This window comes from Methanoculleus oceani, assembly GCF_023702065.1.
GTDB lineage: Archaea > Halobacteriota > Methanomicrobia > Methanomicrobiales > Methanoculleaceae > Methanoculleus > Methanoculleus oceani.
The window spans coordinates 127,258-146,447 of sequence record NZ_QFDM01000001.1 but is presented as its reverse complement, the minus strand read 5'-3'; the positions used below and the strand labels follow the sequence as shown (position 1 = coordinate 146,447).

Here is a 19,190-nt window from a genome sequence, read left to right as displayed (position 1 = left end):
AAAAAAAGGTATTCATCGTCCGTAGGGACACCAGTGCTCGAGACTTATAAGGCCGCTGACCCCGGCGGCCGACGGGCCGAGGAAGATCATCCGCTTCTTTCCCCGGTACTCGTCGATGCAGGCGACCCCTGCGTCGGTTGTCATGCCGTCTCCGGCGACCAGGAAGAGATCGGCCGCTTCCGGCGCATCAACGATCTGGTTGCCGAGGGCCCGCTCGAGCACCGGCATCGGGCCGACGAGGTAGATCCGTTTGCCGCCGACCTCGCGGGAGAGCTCCGCAAGGCAGGGGGCGTAGCAGTCGGGGGTGCACGGACGGAGTTTCCGTGCCAGGCAGAGGAACGCCGAGACGGCGTTGACGATCGCGCCTGCTGCACTCCGCTGCTTTGGGCTTGCGAGCGGCGCACCGAACATGAAGGAGACCCGGGTGTTGGCCCGGAGGGGCTCGCTCGTGATGAACTGTCCGCCCCGCCCGCCGAAGCACCCCTCCATGCAGACCCCTCTGGGGTACTGGCAGACGTCTGCTTCGTAGTTCACACCGAGCGTCACGACACCGTCCTCGCACCCGCTGTCCGCAAGGATCGTCTCCAGTCTCCCGATTGCATCGTGCCAGAAACTCATGATTCTTCCTCCTTATCCCAGAGGATCGCCCGCACGGGCGATCCGTCCGCACCTTTGAGCCGCATGGGGAGCGCCACCATGAAATAGTCTCCTCCCGGCACGGCAGAGAGATCGAGCAGTTCGAGGATGACCGTCCCGCTCCCGAGCAGCCGGCGGTGGACCGAACCGTCGCCATGAAATGCCTCGATCGACGGGGCATCGGTCCCGAGGCAGGTTATCCCGGCCTCGACGATCATCTCCGCCGCTTCGGGAGAGAGCGACGGGTAGCCGGGCTCGAACTCCCGCCGTCCCGAGAACCAGGTCTTTACGAGGATCGTCCTCGCGCCGTCGAGGCGGCCAGCGAGGCTGCCGGGACCGATGATCCCTCCCGCGTCGCTGCAGTCGAGCACCCGTGCGGGCCCCACCAGCACCCCGTGCGGGATCTCGTCGACCGTCCGGCCCCCTTCCAGGTAGTGCGACGGGGCGTCGATGTGCGTCCCGGAATGGCTCCCGAGGGTCATCTCGGTCACGCGGTACTGCCCGTTGTCGATCTCGCGAAACCGGGGCCGGACGTCCCCGGGGTAGAGGACGCCGTTCTCGGAGAGGTCCCGGGTGATGTCATAGACCTTCACGGGGAATCTTCTCCCTTCCATCCGAACTGCCCGATCAGCGGCACGAAACAGACGCCGCCGAGCGGGATCTTATCCACCCTCCCTTCGCGTTTGACGAGTTTGACGAGGTCCTGACACTCCCGCGGCCCGACGGGAGCGATCAATCGCCCGCCTTCGGCGAGCTGGTCGATCAGGGGCTTCGGGATATCGGGCGATGCCGCCGTGACGATGACGGCGTCGTAGGGTGCCTCCGGCGGGTACCCCTGCGTGCCGTCGCCGATGACTACCGTAACACCGGTGACCCCCGCCCGGGCGAAGTTCTTTCTGGCGCGTTCGGCAAGATCTGGCAGGCGTTCGACGGAGATGACCGTGCCGGCGAGTTCGGCGAGGAGTGCCGCCTGGTAGCCGCTGCCGGTCCCGATCTCGAGGACCCGGTCGTGCGGTTTAAGTTCGAGCTGTTCGGTCATGACGGCGACGATGTAGGGCTGGGAGATGGTCTGCCCCTCCCCGATGGGGAGCGGCCGGTCCTCGTAGGCGGCACGCTCGAAGCCCTTCGGCACGAAGAGGTGGCGGGGGATCTTCCGCATCGCGGCGAGCACCCTCCGATCCCCGACCCCCCGGGCCCGGATCTGGAACTCCACCATCTCCTCGCGTTCCCCCATGCAGGGATCGATCTGTGTCATCCCCTCTCCCGAATCAGAACCCTGATTCAGCTTTATCGATTGCGGCATCGATCTGCGCCTGCAGAACTGCAGGCAGACCGCTGATCTTCACATCCAGGAACCCGCGTATAATGGTTGCGGTGGCCTCCTCCTCGGAGAGTCCTCGTGCCATGAGGTACTCGATCTCGTGGCGGGCAATCTTGCCGACAGCAGCCTCGTGGGAGAGTTCGGTACCGGTCAGCGTCCCTTCTATCTCGGGGATGGCGTGGATGATGCCGTCTTTTAAGATCAGGCCCTTGCATTCGATGTGGCCCCGGGTGTTGTCCTTCTCGCCGAGGATGTGGCCCCGGGAGATGATGGTGCCGCCGGTGGTGATCGCCCGGGTGACGAGCTCGGCGCTCGTGTGCTCGGCGCCGAGGATGGCGCGGGAGCCGAGGTCGAGGGTCGAGCCCGGCGTCGCGACGACGATGCTCGAGAACCGGGCCACGGCGTTCTTCCCGACCAGGCGTGCCGTCGGGTACATGTCGATCCGGTTGACCGGCTGCATGCAGACGTAGTTCGAGAGGAACGTCCCGTCCTCCTCGACGATGGTGGCGCTCCGCGGGAAGACGCTGATCCCCGGGTTCCAGTTGTGGATCATCGTGGACGTGACCTTGGCCCCTTTGCCGACGTAAATCTCGGTCACCCCGATGTGCGCTCCGTGCTCCTTCTGCCAGGAACTCGCGCAGCCGGAGATGATGTTGATCTCCGAGCCTTCCCTCGCGATGAAGATGTTGTGGACGTGCTGCACAGGCTCTTCGCGGAGGAAGAGGCAGGCCTGGAGGGGCATCTCGACCTTTGCACCCTCGTGAGCGATGACGACGAGGCCCTGCGGGTTCTCCTGCTTCGCCAGGTACTGCGTGTATTTATCCTTATCGCGCGATACGGCGTTCCAGTAGTAGTCCTTGATCCAGTCGTACTTCTCGAGGGCGGCCTTGATGGGGATCATCTCGATCCCTTCGGCCCCGCAGGTGGTCTGGATCACGTCCTGGTCGATCTGGAAGAAACTCCCGCACCGATTCTGCATCCCTACTTCAAGGCCGGTCAGAGCGAGGCGTTCCCGGTCCTTCTCTGAGAGTTGCTCGATATCGGTCACATCTGTTTGCAACGCACACACTCTCCGTATCCTTTCTCTTTGACCACGCGCAGGATCTCGCGGGGGTTTCCGTGACACCGGATCTGGCCGTCGATCAGCACGTGCCCCTGGTCGGCCTCGAGGTAATCGAGGATGTAGCCGGTGTGGGTGATGATCAGGCCGCTCCGACGGCGGTTGACGATATGGACATCCTTCTCGAGCAGGCCTGCGATCTCCTTGCCCATCAGGTTCATGTTCTCGAGGTCGACGCCGCTCTCCGGTTCGTCCAGCATGAGGAAATCGGGCTGCTGCACCTTCAGTTGCAGGACTTCGCTGCGCTTTATCTCACCGCCGGAGAACCCGACGTTGGTATCCCGGGCAAGAAAGTCCTCCATGTTGACCGTCTGTGCGAGCGCCTCTATCGCGTCTTCCCCCATGTGGGATGTGGCGGCGAGCAGTTTCCCGAGTTTCAGCCCGGATATCGCGGGCGGGTGCTGAAACATCATGCCTATCCCGAGATGGGCCCGTTCGTGGATCGGCATCCCGGTGATGTCCTGTCCTTTAAAAACGATAGACCCGGACGTGATAGTATAGCCGCCGAACCCCATGATGGCTTTGAGCAGCGTGCTCTTTCCCGAGCCGTTCGGCCCCATCAGGATATGGGTCTCCCCCTGCCCGATATGGAGGTTGATATCGTGGAGCTTCTCGGTGCCATCCACTTCCACGTGTAAATCACTGATATCCAGCATACGGCACTCCGTTCCATGTATTTGTCAGGGGATACATTAACACTTGCCAACGGAGCAATTACCGTTCCGGCGGCTAAGGGTCCGGGTCGGGGTGACACCCGATATTCCGGCCGAATGAGTTCAAATTCCCCGAACCGCTGCGTAAAAAGTGGGGAATTCCGGGCGGACCTCCCGGATCTTCACTTTCACCCCGCACGCGGCCTACGGTTAAGTAACGGCCTCACTCCGTTTCATATATGGAAAGATCCGCATTCACCACGTTTGCCTGCCTCGCCGAGCGGGCTGCCCGGTATCCGACCGTTGTTCGGCGGAGCCAGATGCGTAAAGCGGTGTACCTCGCCACCACCGCTCCGGCAAACCGTACCCTTCTTGAGACAAAGAGCTACGCCTGAACTCTCCCGGGAATCCCGGCACCTCCCCCGCTGCACCGTCCGGGAGTGACCGGCCCCCGGTCACCCCGCGAGGTACTCCCGGGCACGGAGGTACGACCCGGGCCGATCGTGGGCGTGGGCGATAAGGTAATTGTGGAGGTCCACGGTAGCCATCGACTCATCAAGCAGGGCGTTGTAGGCTCCTATCGCATCGTTGTAGTCCCGGGCCATCCGGTTGTATTCCGGGACGAGGCGGTTGTACTCCCGGATCTCCCCCGACCGGGAGAGAGCCGTCAGCCGTGCGCCGAGGGACTCAAGGGACGCTCTCTCCTCTTCGAGCTCCCGGCCGCGTGCCGCGAGTTCCGCCCCGAGTTCCCCGGCCCGGTCGCGGGATGCCGAGAGGGCGCGCTCGATCGCCTCGACCTCGCCGCACGCACCGTAGAACCGGTCCCCGTCCCCGACCGGGATCACCAGGGGGTCGGAGGCGAGGACCGTCCCGTCCGCGAGCGCCGCGGGCGGGATACCGACGTAACTTCTATTCGTGGTCTCGATGTAGGCGCGAGACGTGTTGCGGTAGAAGCACCCGGCGCTCCCCACTCCGACGGCCATGTGCCCCTCCTCCCCGAAGTAGAGGAGCGCGACCCCGTAGCCTTCCCGTGCGAGGAGCCCGGCGAGGAGGAGGCTTTTGTCGTCGCAGTCGCCCTCCCCGTCGACGTAAGTCTCGATGGGGAACTTCGGCTCCACAATCGAGGCGTCGGTCTCATACGAGATGGACTGCACGAACGCGGCGATCAGTTCCAGGTAGCGGTCGTCGTCGAGCCCCTCCCGGTCCCGGATCTCGCGGAGTGCCGCGAGCAGGTCTGCGTAAAAGGGCTCCTGGTGGGAGTCGTTGACGAATGCCCGATAATAGATCGGGATCCACTCCTCTTTTGGGAGGTCTTTTGCGAGGTAGAGTTGCCGATCGGCCTCTTTCGCACCGGCGTAGACCGCCGGGTCGGGGTCGATCCGGATCGTCTCCTCCCCGTCCTCGAAGGGGAAGGTGTAGACCGGCGGGTCATCGAGAACCGCGTCCTCGACCGGCACGATCGCCGGCGCGACGACCGAAGGGTGCAGGAGGCCGCCCAGGCATCCGGCACCGAGTGCCGCGGCGACGAGGACGAGCGCGGTGAGGATGCGTTTCCACATGGTATCAGATATAGTCGGGAAGGTCCGCGAGCGAGTCGATGACGAGGTCCGGCACGATGCCGGATCGGCGGACCGTCTCCTCCCGGTACTTGCCGGTCCTGACCAGGATGCCCTGCATTCCGCAGGCCCGGGCGCCGCCGATATCGGTGACGATGTCGTCGCCGACCATCGCCGCCTTATCCGGGTTTATCCCGATCTCCCGGAGCGCACGGCGGAAGAACGCCCCCGAGGGTTTCCCGATCACCTCCGCCTCCTTTCCGGTGGCGTACTCGAGCGCGGCCACGAAGGGGCCGGCCGAGAGCATCAGCCCGTCCGGCCCCATCCAGTAGCGGTCCTTCTCGAGCGCGACGAGGTCCGCGCCGTTCACGAGAAGGCGGAACGCACGGTTCAGCGTGGCATAGGCGAGTCCGTCGGCCGCATCGGCGACCACGACCGCATCGGCCCCCTCCTCGACAGCCACGATACCGGCCTCCTCGAAGTCCGTCCGGGCGTCGGGGGTGGTGAGGAGGAAGCACCGGGTCCGCCCTCCTTCCCGCAGGTGTGTGGCGGCGGCGACCGGGGCGGTGATTATCCAGGGTTCCGGGATGGCGTAGCCGAGGCCCTGCAGGCGGGCGGAGACCGAGCGGCGGGAGCGGCGGGTGGTGTTGGAGACGAACCGGTAGGGTATCCCCTGCCGGTCGAGCTCCCGGAGCGCCCGATCCGCTCCAGCGACCGGCCGGTCGCCGACGTAGAGGACGCCGTCGATGTCGATCAGAACTGCTCCTATCTCCATATCTCTCCTTCTGTTGTCTGCAGGAGTATTTATGCGGTGCCCGGGACACGGGGGAGGGAGGTCCCCGTTCACTTTCACCACGCGGCGGTTATGTTGAATGCCGGCAGAATCCAACCCTCTGCCGACAGGATGGCTCACCCGTTCGATCAGGCAGGGAGGCTGTGGCGGGCCCGGGTCGACCGGGCCGGGGAGTACGATGCCGTCGGCGAGAGCAACGAGTATTCTCCGGACCCCTGGTCCTCGTTCATCTGCCGCTCCGACTACGACAGGGCCCGGAGGCTCCGGGACGACCTCGTCGCCGGGTACCGGGGGCGGGCACTCGAGGACGTCTTCTGCGGCCGGGAGGTTGCGTGCCCTTCCGGGACATGTTACGTTCTCGAATCCCGGAGTGCCATGGACCTCGACGACCGGAGTCCGGACCGGGCGGCGGCGGCCATTCTCGGCGACCTCACCCTGGTCCACGGCATCGGCGAGGCGACGGAGCGGAGGCTGAAGGGGCGGGGTTACCGGACGGTCGCCGATCTCGCCCGGCACCCCCGCTACCGCCGCGAGGCCGCACGGCTCCTTGACTCGGTAGCAAAAGGAAACACCTGCGATCTTCTGGAGTGGATCGGGCGGCGGCATCGACGAAGCGACCCGCTCCTCCTCGAGGCCAGCCGGTTCCATGCCCCCGAAGACTTCGTCTTCCTCGACATCGAGACGCTGGGACTCTTCTCCCGGCCGATCATCCTCATCGGCCTCGCCCGGGTCGGGGACGGATCGATCACCACCCGCCAGTACCTGCTCCGGTCGGTCGTTGAGGAGGAGGCGGCGCTCACCGCTGTCCTCCCGGATCTGGAAGCGGATGGTACGGCACTCGTCACCTTCAACGGCCGGGCGTTCGACCTCCCCTACATCAGGGAGCGGCTTGCCTACTACGGCATTCCGGCAGACCTCGGCATGCCGCACTTCGACGTCCTCCATTTTGCACGCCGGCGCTGGAGAGACTCGTTTGCCTCCTGCCGGCTCGGCGCGCTCGAGACGGGGGTCCTCGGCGTCGGCCGGGAGAGCGATGTTCCTGGCAGGATGGTGCCGGAGTTCTACGACGCCTACCAGCGGACCGGGAATCCCGGCCCGCTCGTCCCGGTGGTGGAGCATAACCGGCAGGACCTCGTCTCGCTCGCCCGCCTTTTCGCGCTTCTCCGGGGGGATGGCGACGGCGGTGCGTGACTTCCTCGACCTGTTCGCGACCGACCCCGACTTCCGGGAGCGGGTCGTGCATATCGAGACCACGTCTCCCCGTGAAGCCCGCTACGGTGACCTCTCCCGCCCACTCCCGGAAGAAGTCCGGGCTTACTGCGACGGGAAGGGGATCCGGCTCTATACCCACCAGTGCGCGGCGATCGAGCACCTGCGGGCGGGGGAGAACGTCATCATCACCACCCCGACCGCGAGCGGGAAGACGCTCGCGTTCCTGCTCCCGGTCTTCGAGCGCCTCGCGGGGGACCCCGCCGCGACCGCGCTCTTTCTCTACCCGACAAAAGCACTCGCGAACGACCAGATGAAGGTGGTCCGGGAGCTGGAGAGGGTCTCCGGGATCCGGGTGGACGCCGCCATCTACGACGGCGACACGCCCGGCGGGAGGCGGCCGGCGATCCGGGAGCGCTCACGGGTCGTCCTCTCGAACCCGCACGAGCTCCACCAGGTCCTGGCCTGGCACATGAAGTGGAGCCGGTTTTTCCGGAACCTCCGGTTCGTGGTCATCGACGAAGCGCACCGCTACCGCGGCGTCGCGGGGTCGCATATGGCCATGCTCCTCCGCCGTCTTGCCCGCATCGCCGGACACTACGGTGCCCGCCCGCAGTTCGTCCTCTCCTCCGCCACCCTTGCAAACCCCGCGGAGTTCGCCGCCCGCCTGACCGGCGAGGAGGCGATCTCTATCGGGGAGGACGGGTCTCCCGGGGGTGAGAAAGCGTTCGTCCTTTACAATCCCTCTGCCGACGGCGGACGGTCCGTCCATTCGGTGACAAAAGACCTCCTCCTCGCCTCGGTGGAGAGCGGGTGCCGGACGCTCTGTTTCACCGTCTCCCGGAAACTTGCCGAACTGATCGCGATCCGGGCCCGGGGGGTCCCCGGGATAAGCGCCTACCGGGCCGGCTACCTCCCGGGAGACCGGCGGGCGATCGAGGACGCCCTCAAAGACGGCAGTCTCCGGGGCGTCGTGACGACGAACGCCCTCGAACTCGGGATCGATATCGGGTCGCTCGACGGCGTCATCATCTCCGGGTATCCCGGGACGATGATCTCGGTCCGGCAGCAGGCGGGGAGGTCCGGGCGCCGTTCCGGCGAGTCGTTTGCCGTTCTCGTCGCGTTCGAGAACCCGCTCGACCAGTACTTCATGCGTCACCCTCAGGCGTTCTTCTCCCGGCCCTGCGAGCACGCCGTCGTGGATACGGGGAACCCCTACATCCTCTCGGGCCACCTCCTCTGCGCGGCGGCGGAACTCCCGGTCGATCCGGAGCGCGACGGCCGCTGGTTCGGCCAGGATCTGCCGGAGATGCTTGCGGCGTTCGAGCGGGTCCACCTGCTCCGGAAGGCCTCAAGGGGCTGGATCTACGCCGGACAGGGACGGGCGGCGGATACGGTCAGCCTCGACGCCGTCTCCTCCGATACCTTCCGGGTGATGCACGGGGCGAGGCTGCTCGAGACGATGGATCGGGGGCAGGCCTACCGGGAGGGACACCCGGGCGCCGTCCTCCTCCACCGGGGAGAGACCTACGCGGTGACCGGAATGGACCTCGACCAACATACCATCCGGGTGGAAGAGGCCGATACGGATACCTACACCCAGCCTCTCACCACCACCGACGTGGCGGTCGTGCAGGAACTCCGGCGCCGCGATATCGGCGGCGTACAGGTCTCGTTCGGCGACGTCACGGTCACCGAAGAGGTCGTCGGGTATACGGTACGGCACTACGGCCGCCTCGTGAGCCACCACCGGCTGGACCTCCCGCCGCTCCGCCTCGCGACGAAGGCTCTCTGGTTCACCGTGCCGGATCGGACGGCGGAAGCGGTCGCCGCCGGGGGGCAGGACCTTGCCGGCGGGCTGCACGGCGCGGAGCACGCCCTGATCGCCGTCATGCCCTATCATGTCGTCTGCGACCGCCGCGATATCGGCGGGCTCTCGACCCCTCTCCACTCCGCGACCGGTGCGCCGACGATATTCGTCTACGACGGCTACGAGGGCGGGATCGGGCTTGCGGAGAAAGCCTTCGCCCTTCTCCCTGCGATCGCCGGGATGGCGCACGAACTGGTCCGCGACTGCACGTGCGCCGCTGGGTGCCCGGCATGCATCTACTCCCCGAAGTGCGGGAACCAGAACCAGCCGCTTGACCGGGAGGCGGCCGTTATCATCCTCGAAGACCTTGCCGGACGGTTCTCTGTCATGGGGGGCCAACCCACGAATCCCTGACCGATACCATCAAGTTCTCGCCTGCCGATAACCGGCGCCGGGACGCCGCCATGAGTATCATCCTCGTTCCTATCGGGAAGGTCGATCCGGCAGAGATACTGATGCTCAAGAACCCTCTGAAGGCAGCGCTCTCCCGTGATGTGGCGACAGGCAGGGAGATCCCGCTCCCCGCGGCTGCACGGAACACCGCCCGCAACCAGTACGATGCGGAGATGGTGCTCGAGTTCCTCTCGCTCTCCACGGAGACCGCCGACTACGATCGGGTACTGGGGGTCACCGACGCCGATCTCTACTTCCCGGGCATGAACTTCGTCTTCGGGATAGCGGGCCGGAGATGCGCCCTGATCTCCCTCCATCGCTTGAGGCAGCCGTTCTACAGCCTCCCTGAAGACCTGGGCATCTTCCAGCGCCGGGCCGTCGTGGAAGCGGTGCATGAACTGGGACACACCTTCGGGCTCGCCCACTGTGATGATCCCCGGTGTGTCATGCGGTTCTCGAACACAATCGCCGAGACCGATCGGAAGGGGCCGGCGTTCTGCACGTTCTGCCGTCCGCGGGTCTTTGCGGGAGGCCGGACGGCGGTGACCGGCAGGTAGAAACGATTGACACATGTCTCTCCAAAATGCGGAAAACAATTCCCTGGTGCTGCGCTCACCCCGAATGATCGGAGCGTTCCCATATAATATATTCATGGTCTGATAAAAATTGGTTCCGGGGAAATGGGCGCAAATGATCGTTTAAACGAAAATCGGGAGCATTATTCTACGAATTTTAAATCAAAATGCTTTTACCCTGCCACTCCAACCTTAGTGATTGTCCCCAATATCTTTTTGCGATTCCTCCGTTTTCCGTCGTATCGTCCCGGAGCGGACGCTTTCTGCTGCACCCGCCTGCCCGTCCTCTCCCGGGGGTGTCGGTTGCGAATCCCGGGGCCCGCCTGTCCGGGGAGGTCCGGATGGCAGCGGCGTTCAGAGGTTCCCGGTCTTCCGGCTACGGCACGATCATGCCGGGTCCTCGTCCTCGAAGGTGAAGACCTCTTCGATGGTGGAGCCGAGTGCCCGGGCCACCCTGTAAGCGAGTTTTAAGGAGGGGTTGTACTTCCCCTTCTCGAGAAAGACGATCGTCTCCCGGCGGACCCCCACCTGCTGTGCCAGTTCTTCCTGGGTAATCCCCGTCTTCGCCCGGAGTTCCCGGATCCGGGTCTTCACCCGACGTCCCCCTTCCCGGGCAGATGCCGTCCGGCTGCGTTTGCCGGTCTCACGCTATGTCACCCTGCCGGAAGAGGTACCACTGGAAGATGCGGGCCGAGAGCCCCATCAACAGGATGGTGGCGAGCAGCACGCTCTCGACCGTGAGGGAGAGCACGCCGAGGTAGTCCACCCAGAAGAGGAGCGCGAGGAAGACGAGGGTGAGGAACCACGAGTAGGAGATGCCGTATGCCCCGATCTTCTGCGTCCGCTCGTCTTTCTCCGGCTCGTCCCGGAACCTCCAGTGCCGGACCACGGCCACCGCAAGGATCACGAGACCGATCGTCACCAGGATCGAGGAGATTGCCTCCGTCCCGGCTACGAGGAACGGGAGGAGGATTCCTGCAGCGCCGAGAACCGCTCCCGCCGCAATCTGTACCGCGTATCGCGTCTTCATCACTTCACCTGTTAGGTATATCTAACATTGAGTTAGAAAAATATAACGTTTCCGGTATCGTGCGGGTGTGCCTCCGGGGACGCCATCCGTCGGGGCCTTCCCGCCGGTATACGGACCGGCATCCCGGCCACGCCGGGCCCTGTGAAAATCGGCCTTCCCGCCGGCAACCGCCGCCGCGGATGCCCAGACGAAACCGCCGCGATGGGGCATGCGCGGGATACGCGGTGCCGGCGGGCTCCGGGAGAGCCGGGAAGAAGAGTTGTTCGCCCCGGGTTCGATGTCTGCAATTTTTCGAGATTTCTCCAAAACCTTAATTTTGGTTGAGAATCCTTGGGTGGTGATCATTCCCACGATTGTGAGCAGGGTCAACCATGAACCGGTTATTGATAGTTTCAAACAGGCTTCCGATCAGCATCTCCCGGAAGAACGGCGATCTCCGCCTGCAACGGAGTGTCGGCGGTCTTGCGACTGGAGTCGGCTCTTTTTACAAGTCCTACGAGAGCCTCTGGGTCGGCTGGCCCGGTATGAACGTTCAGAGGAAGCAGGAGGAGGAGAAAGACCGGATCGTCGATATGCTCAAAAAAGAGCAGTGCCATCCGGTCTTCCTCTCCCCGTACGATATCAAGCACTACTATGACGGGTTCTGCAACAACACCCTCTGGCCGCTCCTCCACTACTTCAACCTCTTTGCAGACTACGACCCGAAGACATGGCAGGTCTACCAGCGGGTGAACGAGAGGTTTTGCGATGCCGTGATGGAAGTGGCCCGGCCCGACGACGTCATCTGGGTCCACGACTACCACCTGATGCTTCTGCCGCAGATGCTCCGGGAGCGCCTGCCCGACGCGGAGATCGGCTACTTCCACCACATACCCTTCCCGTCGTTCGAGGTGTTCCGGAACCTGCCCTGGGGGAAGGAGATCCTCTCCGGCCTCCTTGGAGCGGACCTCATCGGCTTTCACACCTACGGCTACGTCCGCCACTTCCTCTCCAGCGTCCGGCGGCTCCTCGGGTACGAGCACACCTTCGGGGAGGTCAGGACCGGGACCCGGATGGTACGGACCGACCTCTTCCCGATGGGCATCGATTACCACCGGTTCGCCGACTCCGCGGGCAGCACCCCGGTCCAGAAGGAGATCACACGGATCCGGCATAAGTACGGGAAACGAAAGATCATCCTCTCGTTCGACCGCCTGGACTACACGAAGGGGATCCCGCTCCGGCTCGAGGCCTTCGACGCACTCCTTACGAAGAAGCCGGAATACCAGGGGAAGGTCTCCCTCGTCCTCGTCGCGGTCCCGTCCAGGACCAGCGTCAGCAGTTACCAGATGCTGAAGAAACGGATCGACGAACTCGTCGGCCGAATCAACGGGCAGTACGGGACGACCGACTGGATCCCTGTCCGCTACTTCTACAACTTCCTCCCCTTCGAGACACTGGTGGCGTTCTACAGCGCCGCCGACGTCGCCCTGGTGACGCCGCTCCGGGACGGCATGAACCTGATGGCGAAAGAGTACGTCGCCACCAGGACCGACGGCACGGGAGTCCTCATCCTCTCCGAGATGGCGGGAGCGGCCGAGGAACTCGCGGAGGCGGTCATCGTCAACCCGAACGACCAGGACGCGGTGATCGAGGCGATCGAGGCGGCGCTTGCCATGCCGGAGAAGGAGCAGGCCGAGCGGAACCGGGCCATGCAGAAACGGCTGATGCGCTACGACATCGAGCACTGGGTCGGTGACTTCCTCAACCGCTTGAGCGATGCCCGGGCGGTCCGGGTCGAGCGCTCGGAGCAGATCGTCACCCCCGCCATCAGGGAGGAGCTGGTCACGGATTACGCTGCTGGCAAGGATCGGCTCCTCCTCCTCGACTACGACGGCACCCTGGTGCCCTTCGCCGCAAAACCCGAGAAAGCGGTTCCCGGCGACGCCACGCGGGAGGTGCTCGAGGCCCTCTCCCGCACACCCGGAAACGAGGTGGTGGTGATCAGCGGCAGAGACCGGTCCACGCTGGATGCCTGGTTCGGGGCGATGGATCTCGGGATCATCGCCGAGCACGGTGTCTGGATAAAGGAGCGTTCCGGGGAGTGGCGGATGCCCGAAGCGCTCTCGGACGAGTGGAAAGGAGAGATCTACCCGCTCCTCGAACTCTACACGGACCGCACGCCCGGCGCCTTCATCGAGGAGAAGGACTACTCCCTCGTCTGGCACTACCGGAGAACCGAGCCGCTGCTCGGTGCACAGCGGGCTAAAGATCTCAAAGACGACCTCCTGCACCTGACGTCGAACCTCAACGTCGGCGTCATGGAGGGGAACAAGGTCATCGAGATCAAGAACAACGTCGTCAACAAAGGAAGGGCGGCGCTGAACTGGGTCTCCCGACATGCCTGGGACTTCATTCTTGCTATCGGGGACGACAGGACCGATGAAGACCTCTTTGAGGCGATGCCGCCCGAAGCCTATTCGATCAAGGTCGGTCTCTCCCCGAGCAGGGCCCGCTTCAACCTGGTTGCCCAGCGGGACGTGCTGCCCCTGCTCCGGAGGTGCATCGAGCGCGATAAAGACGGCGCGGCCGGGAAAAAAGAGAAACCGGGACGGGAAAAAAGCCTTATCGAGTCGGCGGCTCCGGGATGACGGACCTGACCGTCAGGAAGACCGGCCCCCGGAGGTCCACCTTCTTGTTGTGGTCGGTGACAAACCGCATCGCGTACTCCTCGATCCTGAGGTTGACGTCGGAAGGGAGCTTCGACATCTTCACCTGGACGTGGGCCTCCTCCCCGCACCGTGCCGCCTCCTCGATCCGTGCGGCGGCGAGGCTCGATACCGCGTCGAGGTAGGTGATTCCGGTGGAGGCTCCCTCCTGCCGGACGGACGCCCACTTCTCGGTATCCGGCACCCCGAGCACCGAACCGTTGTGGACGAAGACCTCGTTGAAACAGGCCGGCCCGCAGAGTTTCGTGTTGGATTCGGGTTCCTCGACGATGACTTCCACCTCCCTTCCGGCAATCTCGCCTTTCCACGCGACAAACGCACAGGGCCCCGGCGCGGTCGCGTGCTCGGCGGCCGTAGCGCGGATTGCCTCCGCCATCCGTTTCCCGGTCGCAGACGCCGGCTCTTCGCGGAGGTGGACGGCGCCGGCGATCTCGCGGTCGGAGAGGTCATGCGGGAAGAACTGCGGGTAGGTGAGCTGGCGGACGTCGTTTGACTGGTAGGCGATCATCGCGAGCCGCTCCACCCCGAGGCCGAGGTTCATCACCGGCACGCCGATCCCGTACTCCGCGAGCGCCGATGGCGAGTAGATGCCGAAGGTGGCGACCTCGACCCAGCCGAGGACCGGGTGCCGGGCGTAGACCTCCGTCTGGGTCTCGGGCATGTAGTACTTCGACCGCTTCTCGTCGGGCTGAAACCGGAACTCCGTAAAGCCGAACGCCGAGAGGAGTGCCTCGCTGATGGCTTTTCCCTCCTCGAGGGTGACGTCCTCTCCCGCGACGATGCAGGAGGCGGAGTGGTAGGTCATCAGGCGGGTGGGGCCCTCCTCCTGCTCACGCCGGAAGCACCGGTCGATCGAGAAGAGCCGGAGCGGGAGGTGACGCTTCTCCCAGAGGGAGGAGAGCGTCAGGAACCAGCCGCTCGTCATGTGGCTCCGGAGGGTGTTGCGCGACGACTCGGGGGCGAGCGCCTTAAACTCGGGGAAGACCGCATCCAGGATATGCACCACGGCGGCGTCGTCGGCCTCGAGGACGGCCGCGAGTTCATGCGTCAGTTCATCGCCGTCGACCGTTCCCTTCTTGTAGCCATGGAGGGTCTCGCGGAGTTTCTCCTCGGCCCCGGACGGGAGGGCACGGCCGAGAATGGCCTCGATCTCCTCGATCTGCTTTCTCGCTATCCCGACGTTCGGGCGGGGCAGCCCGCCGAGGTAGAAGACCCGGTCGAGGACGGCCATTGCTTCGGGCCCGAACTGCCGGTAGATGTCCGATTCTTCGACGATCAGGGGGTTCATCGCCTCGTCAAACCCCATCGAAAGGTAGGTCTCGCGGAGCCGCTGCATGATCTCGAAGATCGGGTGCGCCGCAGCCCGGGTGTACTTCAACCGGGGGTACCGGCCCGAGACCCCCGGCGGGGTCAGTACCGACGGCCCTTCGTGCCACGCGTGCTCGAAGTCCTCTCTCGCTCTCTTTTTGAACTCTTCCACATCGAATCTCATACGTCTCGCTCCAGACAGACGACCCGGCTCACCGGGCTCTCGTCCATGATGCAATAGTCGCAGTGTTCCGCTATATTCTCCGCGAACGCCCGTACTTCGCAGTGTTCGGGCATCTGGTCCCTCTGCAGTCGATTCCTACTGTACCCCAGATACATATAACCCTTTACCTCCACGAACCGGGCGCCGGAGTCCTGGTAGATCGCTGCATACCCCTCCGGGGAGAAGTCGTTGTAGCCGCGCACCACGGTGGTGCGGATGGCCGACCGGCGGCCGGCAAGCCCGGCAAGGCTCTCCTGCACCCGGTCCCAGTAGTCTTCCCTCGGCCGGCAGAGAGAGAGATAGGTCCCCCGGTCGGGAGCGTCCAGGGAGACGTAGGTCTGGTATGGCCGGCACCTCGCGAGGACGTCCGGTCGGGTCCCGTTCGAGACAAGGAACGTCGTGTACCCATCGGCATTGAGTCCGTCGATCAGTTCCGGGAGGCGCGAGTAGCAGGTCGGCTCCCCCGAGAGCGATATCGCGACCATCGTGGGGTCGAGGGCCTCCGCGAACCGTTCCGGCGTGACGTAGGGCGAGACCTTGTAGCCGGAGAGCGCCTTCTTCTGGACGCGCCGGAGGTTTGCGACGATAACATCCGGCGGACACTCCTCCTCTTCCGTCACCTCGTGCTCGAACGACCGCCAGCAGAAGAGGCATTGCTGGTTGCATTTGAGAGTCGGGGTCATCTGGACGCAACGGTGGCTTTCGATGCCGTAGAACTGCGCCTTGTAGCACATCTCCCCGCCCTTAAGCGCCCGCTTGTTCCACATGCAGGGCTTGACAGCCGCCGAAGTGTTCGGGGTGATGAACTGGTAGCCCTGCTTTTTGAGGGCCTTACATGCTTCTGAGTGCATCGATCCCGAGAGTCGTAAGGGACTCCTGCAAGGTGTTCCTGACCGCGTCGACGAGCGTAAGGCGGCTGTTCCGGGTCTCGCCCTCGCTCTTCAGGACCGGGTCGTAGTGGTAGAAGGCGTTGAAGAGGTCGGCAAGCTCGCGGGCGTAGGAGGCGAGCAGGTGAGGACGGAGTTCCTCTATGGTCTGCTCGACGACGGCGGGGAACCTCGCGAGGTGCCGGGCGAGCGCGACCTCGTGTTCGGTCTCGTAGTTATACGCTTGCTCGAACTCCCCGGCCTTCTCGAGGATGCTGCAGGCGCGGGCGTGGGCGTACTGGATGTAGGGGCCGCTCTGCCGCTCGAAGTCCAGTGCCTCCTTCCAGTTGAAGACCGTGCTCTTCTCGGGGGAGACCTTCACGATGTCGTAGCGGATGGCGGCGATGGCGACCGACCCTGCGATTGAGCGTCGCTCCCCCTCGGGGAGTTCCGGCCGGCGGGCGGTCACCTCATCGAATGCCTTCGCGGCCACCTCCTCCACCAGCGCGTCCGCTGAAACGAACTTGCCCGCCCGGGTGCTCATGGAGCCCTCGGGGAGGGAGACGAACTCGAAGAAGACGATCTCGGGCGGCTGTTCGCCGAGGAGTTCGAGGGTGGCACGGAGCTGAGCGCCGATCAGTTTGTGGTCAGCCCCGAGGACGTCGATCATCCGGTCGTAGTTGCGCCCCTTCCAGGTGTGGTAGGCAAGGTCCCGGGTGCTGTAGACCGAGGTGCCGTCGCTCCGCCGGAGGATGTACTTCTTCTCGAAACCCTGCTCGGTGAGGTCGACCCAGAGCGTCTCGTCCTCGTGGGCCTGCGGCAGGCGCCGGATCCGTTCGATGATCCGGTCCACGTCGCCGATCCGGACAAAGTCGCTCTCCCAGACGAATCGGTCATGATGAGCGTTCAGGGCGGCAAGGGTAGCCTTGATCCCCTCCGCACAGAGGGAGACGGCCTTCCTGAACTTTGCGACGGTCTCCGCGTCGCCGCGCTCCACCTTCTGCATGAGGCGGTCGATCTCGTTTACGATCTCCGGGTTCTTCTCGATCTCCCGGTTCGCCGCGATGTAGACCCGGGCGACGTAGTGGTCCTCCTTCTCGCCCTCCTCGCGGGCGAGACCGAGGTGGTCGAACCCCCAGGAGACGATGGCGATCTGGCGGCCCATGTCGTTTAAGTAATACTGGACCTCGAGCGGATAGCCGGCCTTCCGGAATGCCCGGGCAAGGGTGTCCCCGATGACGGTGTTCCTGATGTGGCCGACATGGAGGGGGCCGTTCGGGTTCGCGCTGGTGTGCTCGAGCACCACCCGCCCGGAGCGGCGGGAGAGGCTCCCGTAGCCGGAGCGAACGGCTTCCCTGACGGCCTCGGAGAGAAGCGTCGGCCCGAACCGGAAGTTGATGTAAGGCCCGGTCGCCTCGACCTGGATATCCCCGAGTTCGGGATTTACCGAGAGCTTGCCAGCGATATCGGCGGCGATCATCTGGGGGGCCCGCTTCTCCCTCTTTGCAAGTTTAAACGCTACGGTCGAGGCGAGATCGGCGTGATCTCCCCCCGTTGTGAGGAGGACATCCTCTTCACCGGTGCATGCCCGGAGCATGCACTCGATCTGGTGGTACTTCTCCTGAAACATCAATATCCGGTCCTGTAACGCAGAATCGCTGCGATCCCGCCGAACGCATTATAAAGCATCGAGCCTTCTTCGAAGTCGTCCGAGATGATCCTGACCGACGCGCTGCTCTGATCCGCGAGCGTGGTCAGTTCTTCGATGATATCGGTCTCTTCCGCCACGTAGAACGACCCGCCGTCGTTCGGGCAGGTGCCGAAGTCGAGATCCTTGATATGTTTTCCCGGTTCGATACTGACCGTCCGCTCCTCGGTGTAGTCGCTGTTTGAGCAGGCAAGTTTCAGCCGGGCTCTCCGGAGTTTGTCCGAGAGGAGGAGGGTATCGACGGCCCCGAGCTCCAGGTTCTTCCGGACGCTCTCCTCGCCGTAAGCGGCCGGCCCGTCGTCTTTGACCAGTTCCTGGAGGAACCGGTTCATCACGTTCTTCTCCTTGATGACATCAAGGCCCTTCAAGGCATCCGACGCACTCTCGACGAGTTCGGCAAGCCCGGACTCGTTCGTGTAGCAGACATCGAAGAGTCCGATGATCCGCTTCTGCAGTTCGTGATGGAGGTAACCCCCCGCCTCGAACTCCTCCTTGGTCGGCGTCGGACCGCCGATCAGCACGCCTTTGAACCGCTCGAAGAAGTCCTTCTCGGCGAGGAAGATCTCGCTTGCATGATCACCGATCTTCTTGTAGAACTCGTTGATAGCGATCAGCCGCAGCCGCTGGAAACGTGCGCTCGATTGGCCGCCCTTGCGCTGCTTGCCGGGGACCGTCGAGGTGATGCCGTGGATCGGCTCGATACGGTTGCCCCGCAGAAAGCCTATGTAGGCTTCCCGCCGGTCGAGGACGATCAGGCCGTAGATCTCCTTCTCCCCGAGCATCTGCTGCAACGGCTCGAGTTCGAACGAGGAGCTGCACCGGTACATATAGGTGTTGAGCGGTTCGGGCGGCTCGATGATCTCGCAGTCCAGGTCGGTGCGGTCGCCGCCGATGTTGATCGTGCCGCAGAAGACCGCCATGCCGTTCTCCGGCGGGCGCTTATAGTATTTCAGGCGGGAGAGGATGGAGGATATGGCACTCTGGACGTTTGTCCGGGTCTGTTTGCTCTTGATGTTGGCGCACTGTCCGAACTCGTCGCGGAGCTGGGCGGTCACGTCGTATATCTGCTTATCCGGGGGTATATACAGTGTGATCAGCTCGGTGCCGCTCCCCTCCTTCTCCGCAAGCCTCTCAAGCATCTTTTTAAATTCATAGCGCTTTCGCGGGGTATCCATCTCTTGCGTCTCTTCCATAGGAGTTCACCAGGCCAGCTGAATGTTG

18 protein-coding genes are annotated in these 19,190 nt (G+C 64.1%); 5 read left to right on the top strand and 13 right to left on the bottom strand.

Features of this window, described 5'->3' with window-relative positions:
• Positions 1 to 12 precede the first annotated feature (12 nt).
• From DIC75_RS00755 to DIC75_RS00735, 5 genes are read right to left on the bottom strand one after another with little or no spacing between them, the layout of a single operon-like run.
• Positions 13 to 618: a hypothetical protein gene (locus tag DIC75_RS00755; protein WP_250986107.1), complete on the bottom strand. Its 606-nt coding sequence runs from the start codon at positions 616 to 618 to the stop codon at positions 13 to 15.
• On the bottom strand, positions 615 to 1,229 hold the full coding sequence (locus DIC75_RS00750; RefSeq protein WP_250986106.1) for a cyclase family protein: 615 nt from the start codon (positions 1,227 to 1,229) through the stop codon (positions 615 to 617). Before DIC75_RS00750 ends, DIC75_RS00755 begins: the two co-directional genes overlap by 4 nt.
• The gene (locus DIC75_RS00745; RefSeq protein ID WP_250986105.1) at positions 1,226 to 1,891 is read right to left on the bottom strand and encodes a protein-L-isoaspartate(D-aspartate) O-methyltransferase; all 666 of its coding nucleotides are present in this window, start codon (positions 1,889 to 1,891) and stop codon (positions 1,226 to 1,228) included. The genes DIC75_RS00750 and DIC75_RS00745 overlap by 4 nt, the downstream gene beginning before the upstream one ends.
• 13 nt (positions 1,892 to 1,904) lie before the next feature.
• Positions 1,905 to 3,005, bottom strand: coding sequence for a SufB/SufD family protein (locus DIC75_RS00740; RefSeq protein WP_250986104.1), 1,101 nt, complete (start codon positions 3,003 to 3,005; stop codon positions 1,905 to 1,907).
• Positions 3,002 to 3,733, bottom strand: coding sequence for an ABC transporter ATP-binding protein (locus tag DIC75_RS00735; protein WP_250986103.1), 732 nt, complete (start codon positions 3,731 to 3,733; stop codon positions 3,002 to 3,004). The genes DIC75_RS00740 and DIC75_RS00735 overlap by 4 nt, the downstream gene beginning before the upstream one ends.
• Positions 3,734 to 3,969: 236 nt before the next feature.
• On the opposite strand from DIC75_RS00735, the gene DIC75_RS00730 reads away from it, so the two are divergent.
• A complete protein-coding gene (locus tag DIC75_RS00730) occupies positions 3,970 to 4,125 on the top strand; it encodes a hypothetical protein (protein ID WP_250986102.1) in 156 nt (51 codons plus the stop codon).
• Positions 4,126 to 4,185: 60 nt separating this feature from the next.
• Here DIC75_RS00730 and DIC75_RS00725 read toward each other — a convergent pair whose 3' ends face one another.
• Entirely contained in the window at positions 4,186 to 5,289 is a 1,104-nt protein-coding gene (locus DIC75_RS00725; protein WP_250986101.1) for a hypothetical protein, read from the bottom strand.
• Between the two features lie 4 nt (positions 5,290 to 5,293).
• A complete protein-coding gene (locus tag DIC75_RS00720; RefSeq protein WP_250986100.1) occupies positions 5,294 to 6,061 on the bottom strand; it encodes a TIGR01458 family HAD-type hydrolase in 768 nt (255 codons plus the stop codon).
• A gap of 129 nt (positions 6,062 to 6,190) precedes the next feature.
• On the opposite strand from DIC75_RS00720, the gene DIC75_RS00715 reads away from it, so the two are divergent.
• The 3 genes from DIC75_RS00715 to DIC75_RS00705 are packed head-to-tail and all read left to right on the top strand — an operon-like array spanning position 6,191 to position 10,108.
• On the top strand, positions 6,191 to 7,270 hold the full coding sequence (locus tag DIC75_RS00715) for a ribonuclease H-like domain-containing protein (protein WP_250986099.1): 1,080 nt from the start codon (positions 6,191 to 6,193) through the stop codon (positions 7,268 to 7,270).
• Positions 7,251 to 9,512 carry a DEAD/DEAH box helicase gene (locus DIC75_RS00710; RefSeq protein ID WP_250986098.1) on the top strand — a complete coding sequence of 754 codons (2,262 nt, stop codon included), beginning with the start codon at positions 7,251 to 7,253 and terminating at the stop codon, positions 9,510 to 9,512. Before DIC75_RS00715 ends, DIC75_RS00710 begins: the two co-directional genes overlap by 20 nt.
• Before the next feature lie 50 nt (positions 9,513 to 9,562).
• On the top strand, positions 9,563 to 10,108 hold the full coding sequence (locus tag DIC75_RS00705) for an archaemetzincin family Zn-dependent metalloprotease (protein WP_250986097.1): 546 nt from the start codon (positions 9,563 to 9,565) through the stop codon (positions 10,106 to 10,108).
• 405 nt (positions 10,109 to 10,513) lie between these two features.
• On the opposite strand, the gene DIC75_RS00700 is transcribed toward DIC75_RS00705, so the two are convergent.
• Together DIC75_RS00700 and DIC75_RS00695 are read right to left on the bottom strand one after the other, a co-directional pair.
• Positions 10,514 to 10,720, bottom strand: coding sequence for a helix-turn-helix transcriptional regulator (locus tag DIC75_RS00700; RefSeq protein WP_250986096.1), 207 nt, complete (start codon positions 10,718 to 10,720; stop codon positions 10,514 to 10,516).
• Positions 10,721 to 10,769: 49 nt separating this feature from the next.
• The gene (locus tag DIC75_RS00695) at positions 10,770 to 11,156 is read right to left on the bottom strand and encodes a hypothetical protein (RefSeq protein WP_250986095.1); all 387 of its coding nucleotides are present in this window, start codon (positions 11,154 to 11,156) and stop codon (positions 10,770 to 10,772) included.
• Between the two features lie 371 nt (positions 11,157 to 11,527).
• Here DIC75_RS00695 and DIC75_RS00690 point away from each other — a divergent pair, with 371 nt between their 5' ends.
• A complete protein-coding gene (locus DIC75_RS00690; RefSeq protein ID WP_250986094.1) occupies positions 11,528 to 13,786 on the top strand; it encodes a bifunctional alpha,alpha-trehalose-phosphate synthase (UDP-forming)/trehalose-phosphatase in 2,259 nt (752 codons plus the stop codon).
• Here DIC75_RS00690 and sepS read toward each other — a convergent pair.
• From sepS to prf1, 4 genes are read right to left on the bottom strand one after another with little or no spacing between them, the layout of a single operon-like run.
• Positions 13,761 to 15,356: an O-phosphoserine--tRNA ligase gene (sepS, locus tag DIC75_RS00685; protein ID WP_250986093.1), complete on the bottom strand. Its 1,596-nt coding sequence runs from the start codon at positions 15,354 to 15,356 to the stop codon at positions 13,761 to 13,763. The genes DIC75_RS00690 and sepS overlap by 26 nt on opposite strands.
• Positions 15,353 to 16,246 carry a 4-demethylwyosine synthase TYW1 gene (gene twy1, locus DIC75_RS00680; protein ID WP_250986092.1) on the bottom strand — a complete coding sequence of 298 codons (894 nt, stop codon included), beginning with the start codon at positions 16,244 to 16,246 and terminating at the stop codon, positions 15,353 to 15,355. The genes sepS and twy1 overlap by 4 nt, the downstream gene beginning before the upstream one ends.
• Positions 16,227 to 17,891: an arginine--tRNA ligase gene (gene argS / locus DIC75_RS00675; RefSeq protein WP_250986091.1), complete on the bottom strand. Its 1,665-nt coding sequence runs from the start codon at positions 17,889 to 17,891 to the stop codon at positions 16,227 to 16,229. The genes twy1 and argS overlap by 20 nt, the downstream gene beginning before the upstream one ends.
• On the bottom strand, positions 17,891 to 19,162 hold the full coding sequence (gene prf1, locus DIC75_RS00670; protein ID WP_250986090.1) for a peptide chain release factor aRF-1: 1,272 nt from the start codon (positions 19,160 to 19,162) through the stop codon (positions 17,891 to 17,893). Before prf1 ends, argS begins: the two co-directional genes overlap by 1 nt.
• Positions 19,163 to 19,190: the final 28 nt, after the last annotated feature.

Excerpts from the sequence above, each read along its gene's own strand:
- DIC75_RS00755 (WP_250986107.1), bottom strand. The coding sequence starts at position 618 with ATGAGTTTCTGGCACGATGCAATCGGGAGACTGGAGACGATCCTTGCG.
- DIC75_RS00745 (WP_250986105.1), bottom strand. The coding sequence starts at position 1,891 with ATGACACAGATCGATCCCTGCATGGGGGAACGCGAGGAGATGGTGGAG.
- DIC75_RS00735 (WP_250986103.1), bottom strand. The coding sequence starts at position 3,733 with ATGCTGGATATCAGTGATTTACACGTGGAAGTGGATGGCACCGAGAAG.
- DIC75_RS00730 (WP_250986102.1), top strand. The coding sequence starts at position 3,970 with ATGGAAAGATCCGCATTCACCACGTTTGCCTGCCTCGCCGAGCGGGCT.
- DIC75_RS00725 (WP_250986101.1), bottom strand. The coding sequence starts at position 5,289 with ATGTGGAAACGCATCCTCACCGCGCTCGTCCTCGTCGCCGCGGCACTC.
- DIC75_RS00720 (WP_250986100.1), bottom strand. The coding sequence starts at position 6,061 with ATGGAGATAGGAGCAGTTCTGATCGACATCGACGGCGTCCTCTACGTC.
- DIC75_RS00715 (WP_250986099.1), top strand. The coding sequence starts at position 6,191 with ATGGCTCACCCGTTCGATCAGGCAGGGAGGCTGTGGCGGGCCCGGGTC.
- DIC75_RS00710 (WP_250986098.1), top strand. The coding sequence starts at position 7,251 with ATGGCGACGGCGGTGCGTGACTTCCTCGACCTGTTCGCGACCGACCCC.
- DIC75_RS00705 (WP_250986097.1), top strand. The coding sequence starts at position 9,563 with ATGAGTATCATCCTCGTTCCTATCGGGAAGGTCGATCCGGCAGAGATA.
- DIC75_RS00695 (WP_250986095.1), bottom strand. The coding sequence starts at position 11,156 with ATGAAGACGCGATACGCGGTACAGATTGCGGCGGGAGCGGTTCTCGGC.
- DIC75_RS00690 (WP_250986094.1), top strand. The coding sequence starts at position 11,528 with ATGAACCGGTTATTGATAGTTTCAAACAGGCTTCCGATCAGCATCTCC.
- sepS (WP_250986093.1), bottom strand. The coding sequence starts at position 15,356 with ATGAGATTCGATGTGGAAGAGTTCAAAAAGAGAGCGAGAGAGGACTTC.
- twy1 (WP_250986092.1), bottom strand. The coding sequence starts at position 16,246 with ATGCACTCAGAAGCATGTAAGGCCCTCAAAAAGCAGGGCTACCAGTTC.
- argS (WP_250986091.1), bottom strand. The coding sequence starts at position 17,891 with ATGTTTCAGGAGAAGTACCACCAGATCGAGTGCATGCTCCGGGCATGC.
- prf1 (WP_250986090.1), bottom strand. The coding sequence starts at position 19,162 with ATGGAAGAGACGCAAGAGATGGATACCCCGCGAAAGCGCTATGAATTT.